17 protein-coding genes are annotated in these 22,720 nt (G+C 64.0%); 9 read left to right on the top strand and 8 right to left on the bottom strand.

Annotation, left to right across the window (positions count from 1 at the left end; all coding sequences use genetic code 11):
- Window positions 1–70: 70 nt before the first annotated feature.
- From ACEN9O_RS16190 to pyrG, 7 genes are all read right to left on the bottom strand, one after another.
- Window positions 71–985: a L,D-transpeptidase family protein gene (locus ACEN9O_RS16190; protein ID WP_495612898.1), complete on the bottom strand. Its 915-nt coding sequence runs from the start codon at window positions 983–985 to the stop codon at window positions 71–73.
- Window positions 986–1,043: 58 nt separating this feature from the next.
- Entirely contained in the window at window positions 1,044–1,439 is a 396-nt protein-coding gene (locus ACEN9O_RS16185) for a VOC family protein (RefSeq protein WP_495612897.1), read from the bottom strand.
- Window positions 1,440–1,443: 4 nt separating this feature from the next.
- On the bottom strand, window positions 1,444–2,241 hold the full coding sequence (locus ACEN9O_RS16180; protein ID WP_495612896.1) for a hypothetical protein: 798 nt from the start codon (window positions 2,239–2,241) through the stop codon (window positions 1,444–1,446).
- Window positions 2,242–2,248: 7 nt separating this feature from the next.
- Entirely contained in the window at window positions 2,249–2,569 is a 321-nt protein-coding gene (ftsB, locus tag ACEN9O_RS16175; protein WP_444844257.1) for a cell division protein FtsB, read from the bottom strand.
- Window positions 2,570–2,611: 42 nt separating this feature from the next.
- Window positions 2,612–3,895 carry a phosphopyruvate hydratase gene (gene eno, locus ACEN9O_RS16170; RefSeq protein ID WP_495612895.1) on the bottom strand — a complete coding sequence of 428 codons (1,284 nt, stop codon included), beginning with the start codon at window positions 3,893–3,895 and terminating at the stop codon, window positions 2,612–2,614.
- Between the two features lie 129 nt (window positions 3,896–4,024).
- Complete coding sequence (gene kdsA / locus ACEN9O_RS16165) at window positions 4,025–4,879, bottom strand: 3-deoxy-8-phosphooctulonate synthase (RefSeq protein WP_161083621.1); 855 nt, start codon at window positions 4,877–4,879, stop codon at window positions 4,025–4,027.
- Entirely contained in the window at window positions 4,876–6,564 is a 1,689-nt protein-coding gene (pyrG, locus tag ACEN9O_RS16160) for a CTP synthase (RefSeq protein WP_495612894.1), read from the bottom strand. Before pyrG ends, kdsA begins: the two co-directional genes overlap by 4 nt.
- Window positions 6,565–6,787: 223 nt before the next feature.
- Between pyrG and ACEN9O_RS16155 the strand changes: the two genes are divergently transcribed.
- Complete coding sequence (locus ACEN9O_RS16155; protein ID WP_495618487.1) at window positions 6,788–7,207, top strand: PRC-barrel domain-containing protein; 420 nt, start codon at window positions 6,788–6,790, stop codon at window positions 7,205–7,207.
- Here ACEN9O_RS16155 and ACEN9O_RS16150 read toward each other — a convergent pair.
- Entirely contained in the window at window positions 7,204–10,377 is a 3,174-nt protein-coding gene (locus ACEN9O_RS16150; RefSeq protein WP_495612893.1) for an error-prone DNA polymerase, read from the bottom strand. The two genes, ACEN9O_RS16155 and ACEN9O_RS16150, sit on opposite strands and share 4 nt — an antisense overlap.
- 199 nt (window positions 10,378–10,576) lie before the next feature.
- On the opposite strand from ACEN9O_RS16150, the gene ACEN9O_RS16145 reads away from it, so the two are divergent.
- From ACEN9O_RS16145 to ACEN9O_RS16110, 8 genes are all read left to right on the top strand, one after another.
- On the top strand, window positions 10,577–12,979 hold the full coding sequence (locus ACEN9O_RS16145; protein WP_495612892.1) for a TonB-dependent receptor plug domain-containing protein: 2,403 nt from the start codon (window positions 10,577–10,579) through the stop codon (window positions 12,977–12,979).
- Between the two features lie 95 nt (window positions 12,980–13,074).
- Entirely contained in the window at window positions 13,075–13,959 is an 885-nt protein-coding gene (locus ACEN9O_RS16140) for a LysR substrate-binding domain-containing protein (RefSeq protein WP_495612891.1), read from the top strand.
- Window positions 13,960–14,081: 122 nt separating this feature from the next.
- A complete protein-coding gene (locus ACEN9O_RS16135) occupies window positions 14,082–15,155 on the top strand; it encodes a porin (protein ID WP_495612890.1) in 1,074 nt (357 codons plus the stop codon).
- Window positions 15,156–15,240: 85 nt separating this feature from the next.
- The gene (locus tag ACEN9O_RS16130) at window positions 15,241–16,539 is read left to right on the top strand and encodes an MFS transporter (RefSeq protein WP_495618486.1); all 1,299 of its coding nucleotides are present in this window, start codon (window positions 15,241–15,243) and stop codon (window positions 16,537–16,539) included.
- A gap of 10 nt (window positions 16,540–16,549) precedes the next feature.
- Window positions 16,550–17,890, top strand: a complete 1,341-nt coding sequence (gene gudD / locus ACEN9O_RS16125; protein WP_495612889.1) for a glucarate dehydratase — start codon at window positions 16,550–16,552, stop codon at window positions 17,888–17,890.
- A 130-nt stretch (window positions 17,891–18,020) separates the two neighbouring features.
- On the top strand, window positions 18,021–18,461 hold the full coding sequence (locus tag ACEN9O_RS16120; RefSeq protein WP_495612888.1) for a DUF2844 domain-containing protein: 441 nt from the start codon (window positions 18,021–18,023) through the stop codon (window positions 18,459–18,461).
- A 10-nt stretch (window positions 18,462–18,471) separates the two neighbouring features.
- Window positions 18,472–20,253 carry a DUF3443 family protein gene (locus ACEN9O_RS16115; protein ID WP_495612887.1) on the top strand — a complete coding sequence of 594 codons (1,782 nt, stop codon included), beginning with the start codon at window positions 18,472–18,474 and terminating at the stop codon, window positions 20,251–20,253.
- Between the two features lie 318 nt (window positions 20,254–20,571).
- Window positions 20,572–22,668, top strand: coding sequence for a bifunctional 2',3'-cyclic-nucleotide 2'-phosphodiesterase/3'-nucleotidase (locus ACEN9O_RS16110; protein WP_495612886.1), 2,097 nt, complete (start codon window positions 20,572–20,574; stop codon window positions 22,666–22,668).
- The last annotated feature ends 52 nt before the right edge of the window (window positions 22,669–22,720 follow it).

Genomic DNA, 22,720 nt, shown 5'->3' with positions numbered 1-22,720 from the left:
GTTCTCATGAAGAATCGACCGCCCGATTGTACGAAAAATTTCTAGACGGAAATCTATTGAAATGTCACCTTTATTGCAATAGCACCACCGCACCGCGCACGATCGAATGCACGACGGCCATCACGTCCCAGTTGGTGAGGCGGATGCAGCCGTGCGATTGGGTCTTGCCGATCTTGCCCGGCTCGGGCGTGCCGTGGATGCCGTAGTGTTCCTTGCTCAGTTCTATCCACGCCAGGCCGACCGGATTGTTGGGGCCGGCCGCGAGACGCGCCTTGGCGTCGCCGGCCTTGGCGTCCCAGAACAGCTTGGGGTTGTAGCGGTATTCGGGATTGGTGGCCACGCCGCGCACCTGCCAGCGGCCTTCGGGCAGCGGATCGTGCTTGCTGCCGGTGCTGGCGGGGAACTGCGCGAACGGCATGCCGCTGGCGTCGAGCAGGGTCAGCGTGCCCTCGTGCGCGTCGACCAGGATGGAGCTGGCTTTCGGCAGCGGCTTGGCCACGGCCACGTTGGGCACGACCAGCTGGGTACCGGCGCGCGTCAGCGACTTGCCGGGATTGAGGCGGCGCAGCAGATCGGGGCTGCAATGGAATTTTTCGCCCAGCGCTTCGGCCAGACTGGCGTAACCCAGCGCGGGCAGCTTGGCCTTGGCCATCATGCCGGCCGGGATAGGTGTGTAGGGACCGGCGACGTCCTGTGCGGTGATGGTGTAGGTGTCGAGCACGGGCGCCTGGTCGCGCTCCAGCTCGGCCCAGGTGGCGGCATCGACCACGCCGGTCAGCGGCAGCTGGTGCAGCTTCTGGAAGCCGCGTATCGCCTGGCGCATATTGCTGCCGTAGGTGCCGTCCATTTCGCCTGAAGAAAAGTGCGCACGGTCCAGCAGCACTTGGGCCCGCAACACCTGATCGCCCTTCGCGTGCGGCCCGATGGTTGCCGCATTGGCGGTGCTGGCCACCGCCAGCGCTACTGCAAAAAATAAGACTCTCAAACCAAAACTCGAATGACGATGTGGGCGCCTATTCTAGCGTAAGCGTGCCCGCTGCGGCTCAGGAGTCCAGCTGTTGTGCGACCTCCCAGCTGTGGCCAGCCGGGTCGATGAAGTTTGCCGTGCGCATGCCCCACGGACGGTCGACGGGGCCGGCCAGCACGGTCACGCCGCGCTGTTGCAGCTGCGCGCAGACCGCATCCACGTCCGGCACCCAGATGCTGATCTGGAAGCGCGAGCCGGCATCGCGCGGCGCCACCACGCCCGGCGCGATGATCTCCGGCGCGCTGGCCGTGTGCAGCAGGTTGACGATCAGGTTGTCGAACTTGAGCGCGGCCGACACCGCGTCTTCGTACACCACCGGCACGCCGAACACGTCGAGATAAAACGCTTTGGCCGCCGCCACGTCTTCGACGAACAGGCTGATGGCGCTGAGATGATGCAGGGGAGATGTCATGGGCTTACTCCGGTTTGCGGTATTTTTGCATCACTTCGCCGAGGCGGCCGCGATGGGCATCCAGCCAGCTCCACAACGCTTCAACCTGCTCGTGATGGGCGCGGTAATAATTGGCGTTGAAGGCCAGCCACAGCCGCGTGTTGATCAGCGGCTGCGGCAGCTGCACCACCACGCCGCGATAGCGCTTCAGCGTGGCCGCCAAATGCTCGGGCTTGACCAGGTTGACCGCCACGCCGTCCACCCGGCCCAGCTTGAGCTTCTCGATATTGCGCTCCAGGTCGCGGGCGCCGTCGTCCAGCGTCAGGCCGGACTCGCGCAGGCGGGCGTTGTAGCCGCCGCCTTGCGACGAGCCCAGCACCTTGCCGCGAAAATATTCGTTGGGATTGGTGTTTGCCGGGAGCTTGTCCTTGACGCGCACCAGCACCACCAGTGTGTTGTGCAGCGCGCGGTTGCGGTCGACATTGCCGTCCTTGTCGCGCGGCAGCGCGATCTCGGCCGCGTAGCTGGGCTGCTCGCCCAACGGCGTCATGTCGATGTCGCCCGCCTCCAGCGCCACCCGCAGGCGCGCCACCGGCAAGCGCACCAGCGTCGGCGGACAGTTGAAGCCAGAACCCATGACCGCGTTGCGGATCAGGTCGACCGCCGCGCCCGGCGGTTCAGGCACCTGCTCGCCCTCGCCCATCCAGTACGGCGGACGGTTCTGGTCCATATAGCCGACCCGCAGCGGCGTGCAGACGCCCGCGCCGTGCGCCAGCGGGACAAACGTGGCCAACATCAGCAATATGCCAGCACGGCTCGTCATGGATGACTCAGTTTTCGGGAGGTTTCGGTGCAAGCGGCGGCGGCGCTGCGGCCTGGCCCTTGCCGACGATCTGGATGAAGATTTCGTTTTGCTTGATCATGCTGAGCTCGTAGCGAGCACGCTCCTCCACTGCGCCGGTGCCGTCCTTGAGGTCGCGCACTTCGGAGTCGAGCTTGGCGTTGCGGGCGATCAGTTCCGCGTTTTTCTTGTGGGCCGTGTCGACCTGGGCCTCGAAGTCCTTCACGCGCAGCCATCCCCCCTTGCCCAGCCAGAGCGGGTACTGTATCAGCAGCAGCAAGGCCGCCAGTGCGAGGGTGATCAGACGCATGAGTGGAAAGCGGCCGGAAGTTATCCGGCCGCGCTTACTTGATTACTTCAGATTATAGAACGCGTCGCGGCCTGGGTAGGAAGCGATATCGCCCAGATCTTCTTCGATACGCAGCAGCTGGTTGTACTTGGCCATGCGGTCCGAACGCGACATCGAGCCGGTCTTGATCTGCAGGGCGTTCAGGCCAACGGCGATATCGGCGATGGTCGAATCCTCGGTTTCGCCCGAACGGTGCGAGATCACGGCGGTGTAGCCGGCGCGCTTGGCCATTTCGATGGCGGCGAAGGTTTCGGTCAGGGTGCCGATCTGGTTAATCTTGATCAGGATCGAGTTGGCGATGCCTTTCGAGATGCCTTCCTTCAGGATCTTGGTGTTGGTGACGTACAGGTCGTCGCCCACCAGCTGGATCTTCTTGCCCAATTCCTTGGTCAGGATCGCCCAGCCGTCCCAGTCGCCTTCGTGCATCGCGTCTTCGATCGAGATGATCGGGTACTTGTCGCACCAGGTCGCCAGCAGGTTGGTGAACTCGGTGGCGGTCAGGCTCAGGCCCTCGCCTTCCAGCTCGTACTTGCCGTCCTTGTAGAACTCGGAGGCGGCGCAGTCCAGGCCGATGGCGATCTGGGTGCCTGGCTCGTAGCCGGCGTCTTCGATCGCCTGGATGATCAGCTTGATCGCTTCTTCATGGTTGGCCAGCGATGGCGCGAAACCGCCTTCGTCGCCCACAGCGGTGCTCAGACCCTTCTTGTGCAGGATCTTTTTCAGCGTGTGGAACACTTCGGCGCCGTAGCGGACCGCTTCCTTGAACGACGGCGCGCCCACGGGAATGATCATGAATTCCTGGATGTCCAGGTTGTTGTCGGCGTGCGCGCCGCCGTTGATGACGTTCATCATCGGCACCGGCAGCTGCATCGCGCCCGAACCGCCGAAGTAACGGTACAGCGGCAGGCCGGCTTCCTCAGCGGCGGCCTTGGCCACGGCCATCGACACGGCCAGCATGGCGTTGGCGCCCAGGCGTGCCTTGTTTTCGGTGCCGTCCAGGTCGATCAGGGTGCGGTCCAGGAAGGCTTGCTCATTGGCGTCCAGGCCCATGATGGCTTCCGAGATTTCGGTGTTGATGTTCTCGCAGGCTTGCAGCACGCCCTTGCCGAAGTAACGCTTCGGATCGCCGTCGCGCAGCTCGATCGCTTCGCGCGAACCGGTCGATGCACCCGACGGTACGGCGGCGCGGCCCATCACGCCCGATTCCAGCAGCACGTCGCATTCGACGGTAGGATTGCCGCGCGAGTCAATGATTTCACGTCCGATGATGTCAACAATAGCACTCATGTCATTCTCCAAAGTTAGGCGATGCGAAGTCGCTCCGCGTTCTGATGCGCGTTGCGGACGAAATAACGGGGATTGTACCCGGCGCAAGAGCGCCACTCATACGAAAACTCGTACGCCAGGTATGTTGCATTAGTTGAAGCTGCTTTCCAGGAAGCCAGCTTTCTTGGTGATGCGGTCCAGCTCGATGAGCGTGGACAGCAACTCCTTCATGCGACCCAGCGGCACGGCGTTCGGGCCGTCCGACAGGGCTTCTGCAGGGTTGGGATGGGTTTCCATGAACACGCCGGCCACGCCCACGGCCACCGCCGCGCGCGACAGCACCGGCACCATCTCGCGCATGCCGCCCGAGGAAGTACCGTTACCGCCCGGCAGCTGCACCGAGTGGGTCGCATCGAACACCACAGGGCAGTTCGATTCGCGCATGATGGCCAGCGAACGCATGTCCGAGACCAAGTTGTTGTAGCCGAAGGAAGCGCCGCGCTCGCAGGCCATGAAGTTGTCTTCGTTCAGGCCCTTGGCACGGGCGGCCAGGCGGGCTTTGTCGATGACGTTCTTCATGTCGTGCGGGGCGAGGAACTGGCCCTTCTTGATGTTGACCGGCAGGCCGGACTCGGCGCAGGCGACGATGAAGTCGGTCTGGCGGCAGAGGAAGGCCGGGGTTTGCAGCACGTCGACCACCGCCGAGACTTCAGCGATTTCGTCGATCGAGTGCACGTCGGTCAGCACCGGCACGCCCAGTTCGCGTTTGACGTCGCCCAGGATCTCCAGGCCCTTGTCGCGGCCGGGACCACGGTACGAGGTACCGGAGGAACGATTGGCCTTGTCGAACGAGGACTTGTAGATGAACGGGATGCCCAGCGCGGCCGTCATTTCCTTCAGCGCGCCGGCGGTGTCGAACGCCATCTGGCGCGATTCGATCACGCAGGTGCCGGCGATCAGGAAGAACGGCTGGTCGAGGCCAACGTCAAATCCGCAGAGTTTCATGCTGCATCTCCTTGCAGTGCATCAGTCACAGCGTGCAGGCGTGCGCCGCCGGCGGCCTTGTGGGCCAGTGCTGCCTTGATATAGGACGTGAACAGCGGATGGCCGTCACGCGGGGTCGATTTGAATTCAGGGTGGTACTGCACGCCCATGTACCAAGGGTGCGAATTCTCGCCGGTACGCGGCAGTTCCATGATTTCGCACAGGTCTTCGGTCGGCGTACGGGCCGCCACCACCAGGCCGGCCGCTTCAACGCGCGGCAGGTAGTGGTTGTTGGCTTCGTAGCGGTGACGGTGACGCTCGGTGACCACCGCGCCGTAGATTTCCGACGCCAGCGTGCCCGGCTTGATGGCGCAGGTTTGCGCGCCCAGGCGCATGGTGCCGCCCAGGTCGGAATTCTCGTCGCGCTTCTCGACCTTGCCGTCCTGGCCTTGCCATTCGTCGATCAGGGCGACGACGGGCTGCGAGGTTTCCAGGTCGAACTCGGTCGAGTTGGCGTTGGTCAGGCCGGCCTTGTGGCGGGCGTATTCGATCAGCGCCACCTGCATGCCGAGGCAGATGCCCAGGTAAGGGATCTTGTTTTCACGGGCGAACTGGGCGGCCATGATCTTGCCTTCCACGCCGCGTTTGCCGAAGCCGCCCGGTACCAGGATGGCGTCGTACTTGCCCAGCGCGGCGCAGCCGATGGTCTCGATCTCTTCCGAGTCGATGTACTCGATGTTGACCTTGGATTCGTTGTGGATGCCGGCGTGGCGCAGCGCTTCGGTCAGCGACTTGTACGACTCGGTCAGTTCCACATACTTGCCGACCATGCCGATCGACACTTCGGTCTTCGGATGTTCCAGCGTGTAGATCAGGCGGCTCCAGACCGACAGGTCGGCCGGGGCAGGGTTCAGGTCCAGCGCCTCGCAGATGATCGCGTCCAGGCCTTGGTCGTGCAGCATCTGCGGCACTTTGTAGATGGTGTCGACGTCCCACACGGAGATCACGGCCTGCTCTTCGATGTTCGAGAACAAGGAGATCTTGGCGCGTTCGTCTTCCGGGATGGCGCGGTCGGCGCGGCACAGCAGCGCGTTCGGCGAGATGCCGATTTCGCGCAGCTTCTGCACAGAGTGCTGGGTCGGCTTGGTTTTCAGCTCGCCGGCGGAGGCGATGAACGGCACCAGCGTCAGGTGGACGAAGGCGGTGTTCTTGCGGCCAGCGCGCAGGCTCAGCTGACGCGCGGCTTCCAGGAACGGCAGCGATTCGATGTCGCCCACGGTGCCGCCGATTTCGCACAGGGCCACGTCGTAGCCTTCGGCGCCGCGACGGATGTAGTCCTGGATTTCGTTGGTGATGTGCGGGATCACCTGCACGGTCTTGCCCAGGTACTCGCCGCGGCGTTCCTTGCGGATCACCGATTCGTAGATCTGGCCGGTGGTGAAGTTGTTCACCTTTTTCATGCGGGTGGAGATGAAGCGCTCGTAGTGGCCGAGGTCGAGGTCGGTTTCGGCCCCGTCGTCGGTGACGAAGACTTCACCGTGTTGCATAGGGCTCATCGTGCCAGGATCGACGTTGATGTACGGGTCGAGCTTGAGCATGGTGACTTTGAGGCCGCGCGATTCGAGGATCGCGGCGAGAGAGGCGGCGGCAATCCCTTTACCAAGGGAAGACACGACGCCGCCGGTGACGAAGACAAATTTGGTCATTGCAGATGGTGCCGAACGGCACGTGCGGGAAATTGAAATTATATCCTAAAACCTCCGATTCTTCACCTTCCTGCCCGGAAAAATCCGCAACCGGCCGGGAAAGTCCCGGGAAAGAAAGTGCAAAAATAGCCAGTTTACCTATCAGCCACCACTGTGTTGCACCGTACAGACCGGCGCCTTCAACAAGGCAAAAATGACAACTCATTCATTCAGGGAGGTCATGATGAACTATGAAGAACTCGATGCCTTGGGCATGTATGTGGACCACGGCCACAAGGGGCCCGGTCCGGAACTGATGGGTGCCGATACGCTGATCGGCAATCACGTCCACAACCTGAAAAACGAGCACCTGGGTGAGATCAAGGAAATCATGCTCGACATGCATACCGGCAGAATCGCGTATGCGGTGATGGCGTTTGGCGGCGTGTTCACGCTGGGCGAAAAGCTGTTCGCCGTGCCGTGGGAGGCGCTGACCCTGGATACCATCAACAAACGTTTCACGCTGAACCTGGACAAGGAGCGCATCGAAGCCGCCCCCGGCTTCGATAGCGACCACTGGCCCAATATGGCCAACCAGACCTGGGCCAGCCAGGTCCATACCTACTACGGCACCAGCGGCAACCGCAGCGCCGGCCTGGGCTAGCAGAAATCGCGGCTGATGGTCGGCAGCCGTCCCAGCAGATGGGACATGTCGACCAGCCGCTTGGCGACCAGGTGGCGCACCACGCCCTCCTGCTGCCAGACGCCATACACCCCCAGCAGCGGCGCGCTCAGCACTTCGCGCCGCTGCTGCTCCACCAGCGACGGCCAGATGATGACGTTGACGTTGCCGGTCTCATCCTCAAGAGTGATGAACAGCACGCCCTTGGCCGTGCCCGGACGCTGCCGCACCGTGACCATGCCGCAGGCGCGCGCCAGCATGCCGCTGGTGTAGGTGTTGAGCGTGGAAGCCGGCAGGAAGCGGTGCTCCAGCAGCTTGGCGCGCAGCAGCGCCAGCGGATGGCGGCCCAGGGTCAGCCCGTGCGAGCGGTAGTCGCCCAGGATTTCCTCCCCTTCCGTCGGCGGTTTGAGTACCGGAACTTCCTCATCCGGCGTGGTCGGCCGCAGCAGGTCCTTGTCCGGCGTGGCGCCGACCGCCTGCCACAAGGCTTGCCGCCGGTTGCCGGCCAGATGCTGCAGCGCGTTGCCTGCGGCCAGCACCTGCAGGTCGTGGCGGTCGAGGTCGGCACGGCGCGCCAGGTCCGCCACGCTGGCGTACGGTTGCAGCGCGCGCTCCTGCCCGATACGCTGGGCAGCCTCTTCCCGCATGCCCTTCAGCAGCGACAGGCCGAGCCGCACGGCCGGCTGATTACGCCTGCCCACCCGCTCCTCCAGCGATGAATCCCAGCCACTGACGGTGACGTCGATCTCGCGCACCTGCACGCCGTGGCGCCTGGCGTCCTGCACCAGTTGCGACGGGCTGTAGAAACCCATCGGCTGGCTGTTGAGCAGCGCGCACAGGAAGGCGGCCGGCTCGTGACACTTGAGCCAGGAACTGGCATAGGTCAGCAGCGCGAAGCTGGCGGAGTGCGATTCGGGGAAACCATATTCGCCGAAGCCCTCGATTTGCTTGCAGATCGCGTCGGCAAAATCATCCTCGTAGCCGCGCTCGCGCATGCCGTCCTTGATGCGGCGCTCGTACTTGTCCACGCCGCCCTTGCGCTTCCAGGCCGCCATGGCGCGCCGCAGCTGGTCCGCTTCGCCTTCGCTGAAGCCGGCGGCGATGACGGCGATCTGCATCACCTGCTCCTGGAAGATCGGCACGCCCAGCGTGCGCGCCAACGCCTCCTCCAGTCCGGGCGGACAATGCACCTTTTCCTTCTCCATGCGCCGCTGCAGATACGGATGCACCATGCCGCCCTGTATCGGTCCCGGCCGCACGATCGCCACCTCGATCACCAGGTCGTAAAACTCCCTCGGCCGCAAGCGCGGCAGCATGCTCATCTGCGCGCGCGATTCGATCTGGAACACGCCGATGGTATCGGCCTCGCACATCATGTCGTACGTGGCCGGGTCTTCCTTGGGGATGTCCTGCATCCGGAACGGCGCGCCGCGCTGCGCGCCGACCAGCGCCAGCGTGCGCCGCAACGCCGACAACATGCCCAGCGCCAGCACATCCACCTTCATCAAGCCCAGCTCTTCCAGATCGTCCTTGTCCCACTGGATCACGCAGCGTCCCTCCATCGTGGCCGCCTCGATCGGCACCAGCCGCGACAGCTTCTCGTGCGAGATGACGAAGCCGCCGGGATGCTGCGACAGGTGGCGCGGGAAGCCCAGCAAGGCGATCGCCAGCGCGGCCCACTGCTGCGCCAGTTGCGATTCCGGGTCCAGCCCGCACTCGGCCAGCCGGCCCAGCAGGTCGTTGCGGCTGTCGAACCAGTGGTGCGCCTTGGCCACCTTCTCGACAATCGCCAGGTCCACGCCCAGCGCCTTGCCGCTGTCGCGCAGCGCGCTCTTCGGCCGATAGCTGATCACGACGGCCGCCAGCGCGGCGCGGTCCGCTCCGTATTTTTTGTAGATGTACTGGATCACCTCCTCGCGCCGCTGGTGCTCGAAGTCGACGTCGATATCGGGCGGCTCGTTGCGCTCCTTGGAAATGAAGCGCCCGGTCAGCATATTGCTGCGCTCCGGGTCGACCTCGGTCACGCCGAGGCAATAGCACACCACCGAGTTGGCCGCAGATCCCCTGCCCTGGCACAGAATGTCCTGCGAGCGGGCGTAGCGCACGATGTCGTAGACCGTCAGGAAGTACGGCTCGTACTTCAGGTCCGCGATCAGCTCCAGTTCCTTCTCGATCTGCCCGCGCACCTTGTCGGACACGCCGGCCGGAAAGCGCCCCTGCGCGCCGGCATACACTTCCTGCCTCAGATAGCTGCCCGGCGTGTGGCCCGGCGGCACCAGCTCATGCGGATATTCGTAGCGCAGCTGACCCAGGTTGAAGCTGCACTGCTGCATGATGTTCAGCGTTTCCGCCAGCGCCTGCGGTGGATACAGGTTCGCCAGCCGCAACCGCGAACGCAAATGCTGCTCGGCGTTCTGCGCCAGCGCGTAGCCGCACTCGGCCACCGGCTTGCCGACCCGCACCGCGCACAAGGTGTCCAGCAAGGGTTTGCGCGAGCGCACATGCATGCAGACATGCCCCAGCGCCACCACCCGCATGCCGTGCTGCAGCGCCACCTCGTCGATGCTGAAGCGATGCGCCTCGTCCAGCGCGCGCTGCAGCAGGTTCAGGCCCATCCAGCTACGACCCGGAAATGTCGCCTCCATCCACGCCGCCTGCGCGTGCAGGCGATCGACGTCGTCTGGCTGGAACGCCGGGTAGTGCGGCAGCAGGATCATCAGGCAGCCAGGCAGGCCTTTCAGGTGGGCATAGGCCGGCGGCGGCGCGGCCAGGTCGGCCGGCGTCAGCAGGTAGCTGCCCTTGGCGACCCGGTTGCGCCCTATCGTGATGAGCTCGCAGAGATTGCCGTAGCCCTCGCGATCCTGCGCCAGCGCGATCAGCGACAGCGCCGGGATGCCGTCGGGATTTTTCAAGTGGAAATGGCTGCCGATCAGCAGCGGCAGGCCAGCCTCCCTGGCTTGGGCGTGAGCGCGCACTACGCCGGCCAGCGAGCATTCGTCGGTGATGGCCAGGCCGGCATAGTCCAGCTGCACGGCGCGCGCGACCAGCTCCTCGGCGCTGGAGGCGCCTTGCAGGAAGGAGAAGTTGGTCAGGCAGAACAGCTCGGCATAGGCCGGCAAGCCCTGCGCGGATGGCGTGACGGTGGCATTCATAGCAAGATACTGTGTTTTTATACAGTATCATACACCCTGCGCGGCCATGCTGTCGCCGCGCTAAGTAGTACTACGCAGCGCTGGCGCCACTCTGGCGCGGCAAAACAACAGTAAATAAAGTTTGGCCGCAAAATTGTCAGAAAAATCATTCACTAATGAGCTATTTGACTAAAATCAAATTTTGCACGGGAGAGAAAACTTGTTCGCTAACACGCCATTACGTCATGCCGTACTGCTCAGCCTGTACGGTGCAGCCGCCCTGAGTTTCGCACCATCCGCTTTCGCACAGACCGCATCGGAAGCCAAACCAGACACCCCCATTCAGTCGATCAACGTGGTCGGCTCGCGCCGCGCGACCAGTTCGTCCACCGACACCGTGGTGCCGGTCGATATCATTCCGATGAGCAAGTCCACAGAACAAGGCGGCCAGTTCGACCTGGCGCAAACGCTGACTTATATCTCGCCATCGTTCAACTCGACCCGCCAGACCGGCTCCGACGGCGCCGACCTGGTCGACTCCGCCGCGCTGCGCGGCCTCGGCTCCGACCAGACCCTGGTGCTGGTCAACGGCAAGCGCCGCCACACCACCGCGCTGGTCAACCTGTTCGGCGCCCGCAACCGCGGCAACACCGGCACCGACATGAACACCATCCCGCTGCTGGCGATCAAGGACGTGCAGGTGCTGCGCGACGGCGCCGCCGCCCAGTACGGCTCGGACGCCATCGCCGGCGTGATCGACATCGGTCTGAAGAAAAGCAAGGGGTGCGAAGCCATCGCCGGCTTCAGCGAATACTCCAGGCGCGACGGCAAGAACTACCTGACCTCGGCCTACTGCGGCTTCGAGATCGGCAACGGCGGCACGCTCGGCGTCACCGGCGAGTACCTGGACCGCGGCCGCTCCAACCGCGCCGAAGCGGACAACCCGCGCATCATCGGCGACACCAAGACCAAGAACCAGACCATCTACCTGAACGGCGAACTGCCGACCGTCGGCACGGGCAAGCTGTACTTCACCGCCGGCGGCCAGACCCGCGACGCCTCCAGCGCCGCCTTCGCGCGCGGCGGCGTCGGTTCCGACGACATCCCGAGCCGCAACTCGGCAGCCATGTACCCGAACGGCTTCGTACCGTTCATCAACGCCGACATCGATGACCGCTACGCCATCCTCGGCCACCGCAGCGTGGTGGCCGACTGGAACCTGGACCTGTCGCAGACGTATGGCTACAACAAGATGAAGTACAACATCAGCCACACACTCAACGCCTCGATCGCCAACAAGGACCTGCTGGCCGGCGGCAAGGGCATCAGCCCGGACCGCTTTGATGCCGGCGGCTTCTCGTTCCAGCAGCTGACCACCAACCTCGACCTGAACCACTACTACGACGGCCTGGTCGGCGACGGCCTGAACGTCGCCTTCGGTGGCGAGTACCGCAGCGAGAACTACAAGATCTTCGCCGGCGAACCGGGCTCGTACAACGACGTCGACGGCATCGGCTTCGGCGGCAACGCCGGCAGCCAGGGCTTCCCCGGCTTCCAGCCTGCCGACCAGGTCAACGCCAAGCGCCACAGCACCGCCGCCTACCTCGACCTGGAAGCGGACCTGAGCAAGACCGTCAAGCTGCAGGGCGCGGTACGCTACGAGAAGTTCAGCGACTTCGGCTCCACCGTCACCGGCAAGCTGGCCGGCAGCGTGCGCGTGGCCAACAGCGTGCTGCTGCGCGGCTCGGCCAGCACCGGCTTCCGCGCGCCGTCGCTGCAACAGGTTTATTTCTCGTCGACCTTCACCGACTTCATCGGCGGCGTGCCGACCGACGTGGTGCTGGCGCCCAACGGCGGCACCGTCGCCAACGCGGCCGGCATTCCCAAGCTGAAGGAAGAGAAGTCGACCAGCTTCACGCTGGGCACCACCTGGACGCCGAACGCCGCCGTCTCCGTGACCGCCGACCTGTACGACATCAAGATCAAGGACCGCATCGTGCTGTCGGGCCGCTTCAATGCCGACACCTATCCTGACCTGGCCGAGCGCCTGGCCAAGCTGGGCGTGGGCGAGGCGCAGTTCTTCGTCAACTCGGTCGACACCAAGACCCAGGGCCTGGACCTGACCGCGTCGCACAAGACCAATTTCGGTTCCAACAAGCTGACCACCTTCCTGGCGCTCAACGTCAGCAAGACGGAAGTGACCGGCATCCACGCGCCGGCTTCGCTGAAAGGCTTCGAGGACGTGCTGCTGTCGGAGAAGGAACGCCTGTACATCGAACAAGGCGCGCCGCGCTCGAAGGCCACGCTGGGCTTCGACTACGTGACCGGCCCGTGGGAAAGCGACCTGAAGATCATCCACTTCGGTCCGCAGACCCTGGGCACGTTCAGCGGTACGGCTGCCGGTGTGCCGAACCAGCACTACGAGTCGAAGACCTCGGCCGACCTGAGCTTCACCTACAGCATCAACAAGAACATGAAGTTCACCTTCGGCGGCAACAACATCTTCAACGTCAAGCCGACGTCGCAGAACGCCGACGAGACCGACAACGGTTTCAAGTATGAGAGCGTGCAGTTCGGTCTGAACGGCGCGTCGTACTTCGGCCGCCTGTACGTCAAGTTCTAAGCTTGCGGTCGCGGAACCTGCCGCGCGTGTAGACTGAACCCCGAAAGTTGCCAGCAACTTTCGGGGTTTTTTCATGTCGTTACGAAAGGTGGAAAATGTTTGAGATCAGCCAGCTGCGCTGTTTTGTCGCCGTGGCCGAAGAGCTGCACTTCAGCCGCGCGGCCGAGCGGCTGAATATGACGCAGCCGCCATTGAGCCGCCAGATTCGCCTGTTGGAACACAATGTCGGCGCCGAGCTCATCGAACGCAACAGCCGCATGGTCCGGCTGACCGCCGCAGGCAAGGCTTTCCTGCCGGAGGCCGTTCGTATTCTTCGGCTGGCACATGAGGCGGCGCTCACGGCGCGGCGCGCGGCCAAGGGCGAGCAGGGGCATCTCGCCATCGGTTTCACCTCCGCGTCGGGCTATAGCTTGCTCCCCGAGGTAGTGCGGCGGCTGCGCGAACACTGCCCCGGCGTCTCCCTGACGTTGAAGGAACTGGTCAGCACGGCGCAAGTCGAGGCGCTCAATTCGGGCGAGCTGGACCTCGGCCTGATGCGCCCTCACACACTTAACGCGGAACTCGAAACCATTCCGCTGGTGACCGAGTCGTTGATGTTGGCCATCCATGAGGACGACGCCGGCAACTGGCCGCTAGCGCCTACGCTGCAGAGCTTGCACGGCAAGCCTTTTGTGATGTACTCGCCGTTCGACGCGCGGCCATTTCATCATATGCTGAGCGAGCGATTCGCCAAAGCCGGCGTGGAGCCGGACATCGTCGAACATGTCGGCCAGGTGCATACCATGCTGGCGTTGGTCCGCGCGCGCCTGGGCGTGGCCCTGATTGCCGAAGGCGCGGCACGGCTCGGCTTCAGCGGTCTCGTGATGCGAAAGATGGAGACCGAACCGGTGCATATGGTGTGCGTCCACCGGCGCGATAACGACAACCCCGTATTACGTGTCTTTAAACGCGAGGTATTGCCAACGTTTCACGCTGACTGATCCCACGCGGCGATTCATTATTTGAATTGCTGGCGACACTCTTTGGTTTGGTGATGCATAGATGCCAGCCCTATGATTGATTTGCAAGCCAATCATAAAAATACATAAATCAAGGAGACAGCATGAAACTAGCGGCAGCTATCGCACTCGCCCTGGGCGCAGCCACGGCACAGGCCCAGTCCTCCGTCGCGATCTACGGCATCGTCGATGCCGCCATCGTCGGCGAACGCGGCGGCAGCGCCGGCAACCTCACCAAGGTCACCAGCGGCGCCGGCTCCGCCTCGCGCATCGGCTTCCGTGGCACCGAGGAGCTGGGCGACGGAATGTCGGCGTTCTTCACGCTGGAGGCCGGTACTAAGATCGATACCGGCGAGATCGATGCTGCCGGCACCATATTCAACCGCCAAGCCTTCGTCGGACTGAAGAGCGACATCGGCTCGGTCGCCCTCGGCCGGCAGTACACGCCCTACCACACTACGCTGGTCAATATCGTCGACCCATTTAGCACGGGGTATGCCGGCACCTCCAAGAACCTGTTCCCGGACTCCGGCGCGAACGTCCGCACCAGCAATACGATCAGCTACGCAACGCCGCGCATGAATGGCGTCGACGGCGAATTGTCCTACAGCGCCGGCGAGCAGACCAATATCCGCGCCGGCCGCCAATTCGGCGGAGCGGTCGGCTATGCCGCAGGTCCGTTGAGCGTGCGCCTGGCCTACAACAGCAAGAATTCCGACGTGGTCGCCAGCGGCAGCACCCCGGCGGTAAGCCGCTCCCTGGGCCGCAACACGCTGCTGGGTGCGAACTACAACTTCGGCTGGATCAAGGTCCATGCCGGCTACGGCATCGACAAAGGCGATAACGCCGCGCCCTTGGGCAACCCGAATAATCCTTATGGCGGCGTCAAGCCAACGGCTTCGACCGATGGCCGCGACTACCTGCTTGGCTTCAGCATGCCAGCCGGGACGGGCACCGTGCTGGGCTCGGTGATGCACAAGGACGACCGCACCAGCTTCAACCAGGACGCCAATGCCTGGGGCATCGGATATCTGCATCCCCTGTCGAAACGCACATCGCTGTACGCAGCGTACGGCCACATCCACAATAAAAACGGCGCCGGCTACACGGTCGCCAACAACACAGAAAGCGGCACCGGCAACACTGGCTACAACCTCGGCATGCGTCACACTTTCTAAACCGGCATAAATAGAGACAGGGCATACCGTGGAACAAGCTCAATTCACCAAGCCGCAGACGCGCAAACGCTGGGTCATCCTGGCCATGCTGTTTGCGATCACCACCATCAATTACGCCGACCGCGCGACGATTTCAATCGCCGGGCCGGACATCAAAAAAGCGCTCGGCCTGGACGCGATCCAGATGGGCTTCGTCTTCTCGGCCTTTGCCTGGTCCTACGTGCTCGCCCAGCTTCCGGGCGGCTGGCTGCTGGACCGTTTTGGATCGAAGATTACCTACTTCTTCAGCATCTTCCTGTGGTCCACATTCACGCTGTTCACCGGCGCCGCAGGATTCGTGACCGGAGGCGCGGCCGTGGTGCTGCTGTTCGTGCTGCGCCTGCTGGTTGGCGCCGCTGAAGCACCTTCGTTCCCAGGCAACAGCCGGATCGCTTCGTCGTGGTTCCCCACCCACGAGCGTGGCCTTGCCGCAGCGGTGTTCAACTCGGCACAATACTTCGCCACGGTACTGTTCGCGCCCATCATGGGCTGGCTGGTGCATTCCTACGGATGGCAGAGCGTGTTCTTCGTCATGGGCGCGCTGGGCATCTTCATGGCGTTTGTCTGGCTGAAGACGATCTACGGTCCCAAGGATCACCCCGGCATCAGCGCCAGCGAATTGCAATACATTCAGCAGGGCGGCGCACTGGTCGACCTGGAAAGCGGAGCGCACGCCGCCCAGCCTGCGCAGGTGCAGACCATGGCGTGCATTAAAGAGCTGCTCAGTAGCCGGATGCTGCTGGGCGTGTATATCGGCCAGTATTGCATCACCACGCTCACCTATTTCTTCCTGACCTGGTTCCCCGTGTACCTGGTGCAGGAACGTCACATGACGATCCTGAAGGCGGGCTTTGTCGCCTCGCTTCCCGCCATCGCGGGCTTCCTTGGTGGCGTTAGCGGCGGCTGGCTGTCGGATCGCTTGAACAAGGCGGGCTATTCCCTGTCGGTGTCGCGCAAGCTGCCTATCGTGATCGGCATGCTGCTGTCGATGAGCATGATCGCTTGTAACTACATCGAGACTGATATGCTGGTGGTCGCCATCATGTCGCTAGCCTTCTTCGGCAAGGGCATCGGCGCGCTCGGTTGGGCGGTGGTGTCGGATACCTCGCCCAAGGAAGCCGGTGGCCTGAGCGGTGCGTTGTTCAACACCTTCGGCAATACAGCCGGCATCACCACCCCCATTGTCATTGGTTACATCGTGCAAAATACCGGTTCGTTCTCGGGCGCGCTGGTGTTTGTCGGCGCCAATGCCGCGATGGCCATCTTCAGTTACCTGTTCATTGTCGGCGATATCAAACGCGTCTCGCTGACGACTTCGTTGAATCCAATATCCCAACCACGCTAGAGCTAATTTTATGAACCACATCGTCACCAACGCCCCGGTCGTGACCGACATGCGCGTCGTTCCCGTCGCCGGCCAGGACAGCATGCTGCTCAATCTCAGCGGCGCCCACGGTCCATGGTTTACCCGCAACATCCTGATCCTGACCGACAGCGCCGGCAATACCGGCCTCGGCGAGGTGCCCGGCGGCGAGAAAATCCGCCAGACCATCGAAGACGCACGCCCGTTTGTCATCGGCAAAACGCTGGGCGACTACAACGGCGTGCTCAACACGATGCGCGCCGCCTTCGCCGACCGCGACGCCGGCGGCCGCGGCCTGCAAACCTTCGACCTGCGCACCACCATCCACGCGGTGACGGCGATGGAGTCGGCGCTGCTCGACTTGCTGGGGCAGTTCATGAACGTGCCGGTCGCGGCCTTGCTGGGGGAAGGCTTGCAGCGTCATGCGGTCGAGATGCTGGGCTACCTGTTCTACGTGGGCGACCGCAACAGGACGCCGATGGCCTATCGCAGCGAGCCCGGTGCCGATGATGCCTGGTTCAGGCTGCGCAACGAGGAGGCGCTGACGCCGGAAGCCATCGTGCGCCTGGCCGAAGCGACGCACGCGCGTTACGGCTTTAACGATTTCAAACTGAAGGGGGGCGTGTTGTCCGCCGACGAGGAGATGGAGGCGATCGTCGCCCTGCACGAACGCTTCCCCGAAGCCCGCGTGACGCTGGACCCGAACGGCGGCTGGCTGCTCAAGGATGCGATCCGCGTCTGCCGCGACAAGCACGGCATCCTGGCTTACGCGGAAGATCCGTGCGGCGCGGAGGACGGCTACTCGGGCCGCGAAGTGATGGCCGAATTCCGCCGCGAGACGGGCCTGCCGACCGCCACCAACATGATCGCGACGGACTGGCGCCAAATGGCGCATTCGATCCAGCTGCAATCGGTCGATATCCCGTTGGCCGACCCGCACTTCTGGACCATGCAAGGTTCGGTGCGCGTCGCCCAGCTGTGCCAGATGTTCGGCCTGACCTGGGGTTCGCACTCGAACAATCACTTCGATATTTCGCTGGCGATGTTCACCCACGTTGGCGCGGCGGCGCCGGGCAAGGTGACCGCGATCGACACCCACTGGATCTGGCAGGACGGCCAGCGCCTGACCAGGGAGCCATTGAAAATCGAGGGCGGGATGATCCATGTTCCGGCCCGGCCCGGCCTGGGTGTCGAGCTGGATCCGGTCGAATTGGAGAAGGCCCATCAAGCCTACAAGAACATGGGCCTCGGGGCGCGGGACGATGCCGTGGCGATGCAGTTCCTGGTTCCAAACTGGAAGTTCGACAACAAGCGCCCTTGCCTGGTGCGATAAGGCCGGATTTTCGCCCGCTATCGATGTGTAACGTTTGCTTACACATCGCTAACACTATCCAACCCGGCGCCGTTCTACACTGCCTGCATCTTAGGCACAGGAGCGATTGATGCGCCGGGCATTCCTACTCATGTTGTTGCTCACCCTGTTGCAGGGCGCGCTCGCCTACGCGGCGCTGGGCAGCTCTCCCTCCAATTTCGGTGCGACGCCCGTCAGGCAGGCCGCGCGCAGCCTGGCCGCGGCCGGCGGCGACAACACGGGCGTCTACACCGTCAGCCAGAGCACGCTCGATAGCGGCACCGTCGTGCGCGAGTATGTGAACACGCAAGGCACGGTGTTCGCCGTCAGCTGGAACGGCCCGGCCCTGCCCGACCTGCGCACCCTGCTGGGCGACAAGTTCGCCGTGCTGACCAGCACCGCCGGCAAGCGTCCCAAGGCGGGACACTCGCAACTGGCGTTCGAACAGCCGGACCTGGTGATCGTCTCCGGCGGACACATGCGCGCCTATGCCGGCCACGCGTGGATACCCGGCGCGCTGCCGGCCGGCTTCGATACGTCCACCATCGAATAGGGAGACGCGCATGCACCGTTCCCTCGCCACCGGCCGGCTGCGGCATCGCGCCGGCGCGGCCCTGCTGGCCGCGTCCGGCTCTGCCTGGTTCATTTGGCTCGCCAACCTCATGCTCGCGCTGATCCTCAGCGCCTGCGGCGGCGGTGGCGGCGGCAGCAACACCGCCGCCACAACGCCCACCAGCCAGGCCGATGCCACTGTCACGCCCGTGGTCAGCATCAGCGCCACGCCGACCGCCACCACGGTCGGCCAAGTCGTCACGCTGAGCTGGAGCGTCAGCAATCCCAGCGCGACCGGTTGCACCGCCTCGGGCGCCTGGAGCGGTGCGCTGGACAACAGCGGCTCGCAGACTGTCACGGCCGGCGCGGCCGGCACCGCTTTCTACACCGTCACCTGCAGCGGCGTCAGCAAGACCACCAGCGTTGTCGTCAGCACGCCGCCGCCCTCGCCCACCGTCAACCTGACGCTGGCGCCGGCCAGCATCACCACCGCGCAGAGTTCGGTGCTGAGCTGGTCGTCGGCCAACGCCAGCAACTGCACCGCCGGCGGTGCCTGGAGCGGCGCCAAGGCCACGTCGGGCTCGGTCAGCGTCGTCCCCAACGTTGCAGGCAATTTTGTCTACACCCTGTCCTGCACCGGCGACGGCGGCAACGTCAAAGCCAGCGCCGCGCTCAGCGTGACTGCGCCGCTGAGCAACAGCACCGCCATCGTGGTCGACAGCGGCCCGACCGGCATCAACGGCGCGATCAATATTCCGTATGTCAGCGTGACGGTATGCCAGCCCGGCACCACTACCTGCCAGACCATCGACCACGTGCTGCTCGACACCGGCTCCTACGGCCTGCGCCTGCTGGCGCCGCTCGATGCGGCGCTGAACCTGCCCACGGTGAAGACGCCGTCCGGCGCCGACGCCGGCGAATGCGCCAAGTTCATCAGCGGCTACACCTGGGGCGCGGTACGCCAGGCCGACGTCCGCATGGCCGATGAATTGGCGGCCGGCATCTCGATCCAGGTGGTTGCCGACGGCGGCGCCAACTACGCGGCCACGCCGTCCAGTTGCAGCAGCGCCGGCAACAGCCTCGGCACGCTGGCGGCGATGGGCGCCAAAGGCATCCTCGGGGTCGGCCTGTTCAAGCAGGACTGCGGCGACAGCTGCGCCAGATCGGCGGTCAGCGGCGCCTACTACGCCTGCACCAGCAACGGCTGCGTCGCCAGCAACATGGCGCTGGCGTCGCAGGTCAGCAATCCGGTGGCGTCGTTCGCGGTCAACAACAACGGCGTGCTGCTGGTGCTGCCCAGCGTCGGCACGGCCGGGCTGACGTCGGTCAGCGGCACGCTGATCTTCGGCGTCAACACCCAGAGCAACAACACCCTCGCCGGCGAGACCCTGTTCAAGGCCAACAGCAGCGGCGACTTCAGCACCACCTACAAGGGCCAGACCTACGGCGCCAGCTTCATCGACAGCGGCTCCAACGGCTACTTTTTCAGCGACAGCACGATACGCACTTGTTCGGGAGGGGATTTCTATTGCCCGGCTGCGACGCTCTCGCTCAGCGCCACCAATGCGGCAGCCGACGGCAGCGCCAGTGGCGTGGTCAACTTCAACGTCGCCAACCTGGTGCAGCTGGCCTCGACCATCTCGGCGGCGCAGGTCGGCGGCACGGTGGGCAACACAGCCGGGGCCGGCACTTACTTTGATTGGGGATTGCCCTTCTTCTACGGCCGCCGCGTGTTTGTCGTGTTCGAAGGGGGCGCCGTCAACGGCAAGGCTGGGCCGCTGTGGGCCTATTAGGACGGCGGGCCGTCGTGGCCGGCAGCGCCCGATAAGCGCTGCCGTCAGAGCCGCTGTTGTGGTCCATCTTTTGGTTAGTTGCCTGCCTTCTCGCCATGGGTGCTTGGCCGAAGGATGACGCATCTCTGTGCGCGCCGGCGTTTGTGACCCCGGCATCGCTTGCCAGAATAGCGACAGCCACCCTGGCGGTATCGCGAAATCACGACAAATCCCTGTTAAATCGCGCCACAGGACAAACAATTGTTTGTGTTTTGTCACGACTATGTCATGTACGTTAGGTACAGTCCCGACCTTGAATTTTCCTAATTTGAGGATGCAATGAAAACAAATCTGGTGATGTTGGCTGCATTGACGGCAGCGGGTCTGGTCGGTTGCGGTGGCGATTACACGGCGCCGCCAGCCATCGCCGAAGGCACGACCGTCACGCTGGCGCTGATGGAAACCACCGACATCCACGCCAATGTGATGAGCTACAACTACTACTCACTGGCGGAAGACACCAGCCTGGGCCTGGAGCGCACCTCGACCCTGGTCAGCGCGGCCCGCGCGGAAAACCCGAACAACGTGCTGCTGGACGACGGCGATGTCATCCAGGGCACCCTGCTGGGCGACATGCAAGCCGTCACCAAGCCGGTCGCCTGCACCGACACCATGGCCGTGCACAAAGTCATGAACGCCATGAAGTACGATGGCGGCGGCTTCGGCAACCACGAGTTCAACTACGGCCTGCCGCTGCTGAGCCAGATCACCAATACCGACTTCGGCATTCCGGGCGTTAGCAAGCCAAGCGGCACCTGCGGCGCGCCAGCCTTCCCACTGGTGCTGACCAACGTCACCGGCGCAGCCAGCAACAAGCCCATCGTGCAGCCGTACACGCTGCTGCCGCGCACCTTCACCGCCACCAAGCTGGACGGCACCAAGGTCGACGTCAAGCTGAACATCGGCATCATGAGCTTCGTGCCGCCGCAGATCCTGGACTGGGACCAGAAGAACCTGACCGGCAAGGTCGCCGTGAGCGGCGTGCAGGAAGCGGCCAAGCAGTACGTGCCGGAGATGCGCGCCAAGGGCGCCGACCTGGTGGTGGCGCTGTCGCACGGCGGCCTCGACCCAAGCACCTACAGCCCGAAAATGGAAAACGGCAGCTATCACCTGACCAGCACCGGCATCGACGCGCTGCTGATCGGCCATTCGCACCTGATCTTCCCGAAAGGTAAAGAGACCGGCGCGCCGGCGCTGGACCCATCGTTCGCCGCCTTCCCGGCCAGCGCCAGGATCGACGCCGTCAACGGCTTCGTCAACGGCGTGCCGACCGTGATGGCGCAGAGCTGGGGCCGCCGTCTGGGCATCATCAAGATGACGCTGGTCTTCACCAGTGGCAAATGGGTGGTGCAGCAGGATAAGACCAGCGTGGAATCGCGCGGCTTCAAGTACACCGACGGCGCCACCATCGTGAAGGCCGATCCGGCCATCGCGCCCATCGTCGCCACCGAGCACGCGGCCACCATCGCCTACGCCAAACAGCCGCTGGGCGTGACCACCGACTTTGAAATGTCGGCCTACTTCTCGCTGGTCGGCGACGTCAGCGCGATCCAGCTGGTCAACCAGGCGCAGCTGGACTACGTGAAGAAATTCATCGCCGCCAGCACCGATGCCACCATCGCCAGCTACAAGAACATTCCGGTGATCTCGTGCAGCGCGCCGTTCAAGGCCGGCCGCAACGGTCCTTCGGACTTCACCGACGTCGCGCCGGGCGCCAGCGCCGCCGCGCCGGTCGGCCTGCAAGTGCGCAATCCGGGCGACCTCTACCTGTACAGCAACAACAACCTGCAGGCGGTGAAGATCAAGGGTTCGGACCTGAAGGCCTGGCTGGAAACGGCCGCCAAGCAGTTCGGCCAGATCGACCCGGCCAAGACCACCGAGCAAGACCTGGTGCCGTCGTATGGCACGATCTACAACTACGACGTGTTCTACGCTGAGAACAACGCGCTGACCTACCAGATCGACGTGACCAAGCCGGTCGGCAGCCGCATCGTCAACCTGACTTACCTGGGCAAGGCCGTGGCCGATGGCGACGACTTCATCGTCGCCACCAACGACTATCGCGCGGGCGGCGGCGGCGCCGTGCCCGGCATCGACGGCAGCAAGACCATCATCAAGTCGCCGGACGCCAACCAGACCGTGGTCAGCAACTACCTGACGGCGCAGGGCGCGGCCAGCGGCAAGGTCACGCTGGCGGCCAACGGCAGCGCGCGCAGCTGGAGCTTCGTCAAGGTGGCGACCGCCGGCCCAGTGATCCTGCGTTCGGCGCCCGGCCATCTGGCGCTGGCGAAGGGCAGCGGCATCACCGCCGTCACGGCCGAGGGCGCGCTGGATGCCAGCGGCTTCGCCAAGTACTCTGTGGATCTGAGCAAATAATTCAAGCGTGGTGCGCGGGGCCGGCGATGCCGGCTCCGCTGGTCGTGAGGTC

It is taken from the genome of Duganella sp. Dugasp78 (genome assembly GCF_059491455.1).
This window is presented reverse-complemented; position numbering and strand designations above follow the sequence as displayed.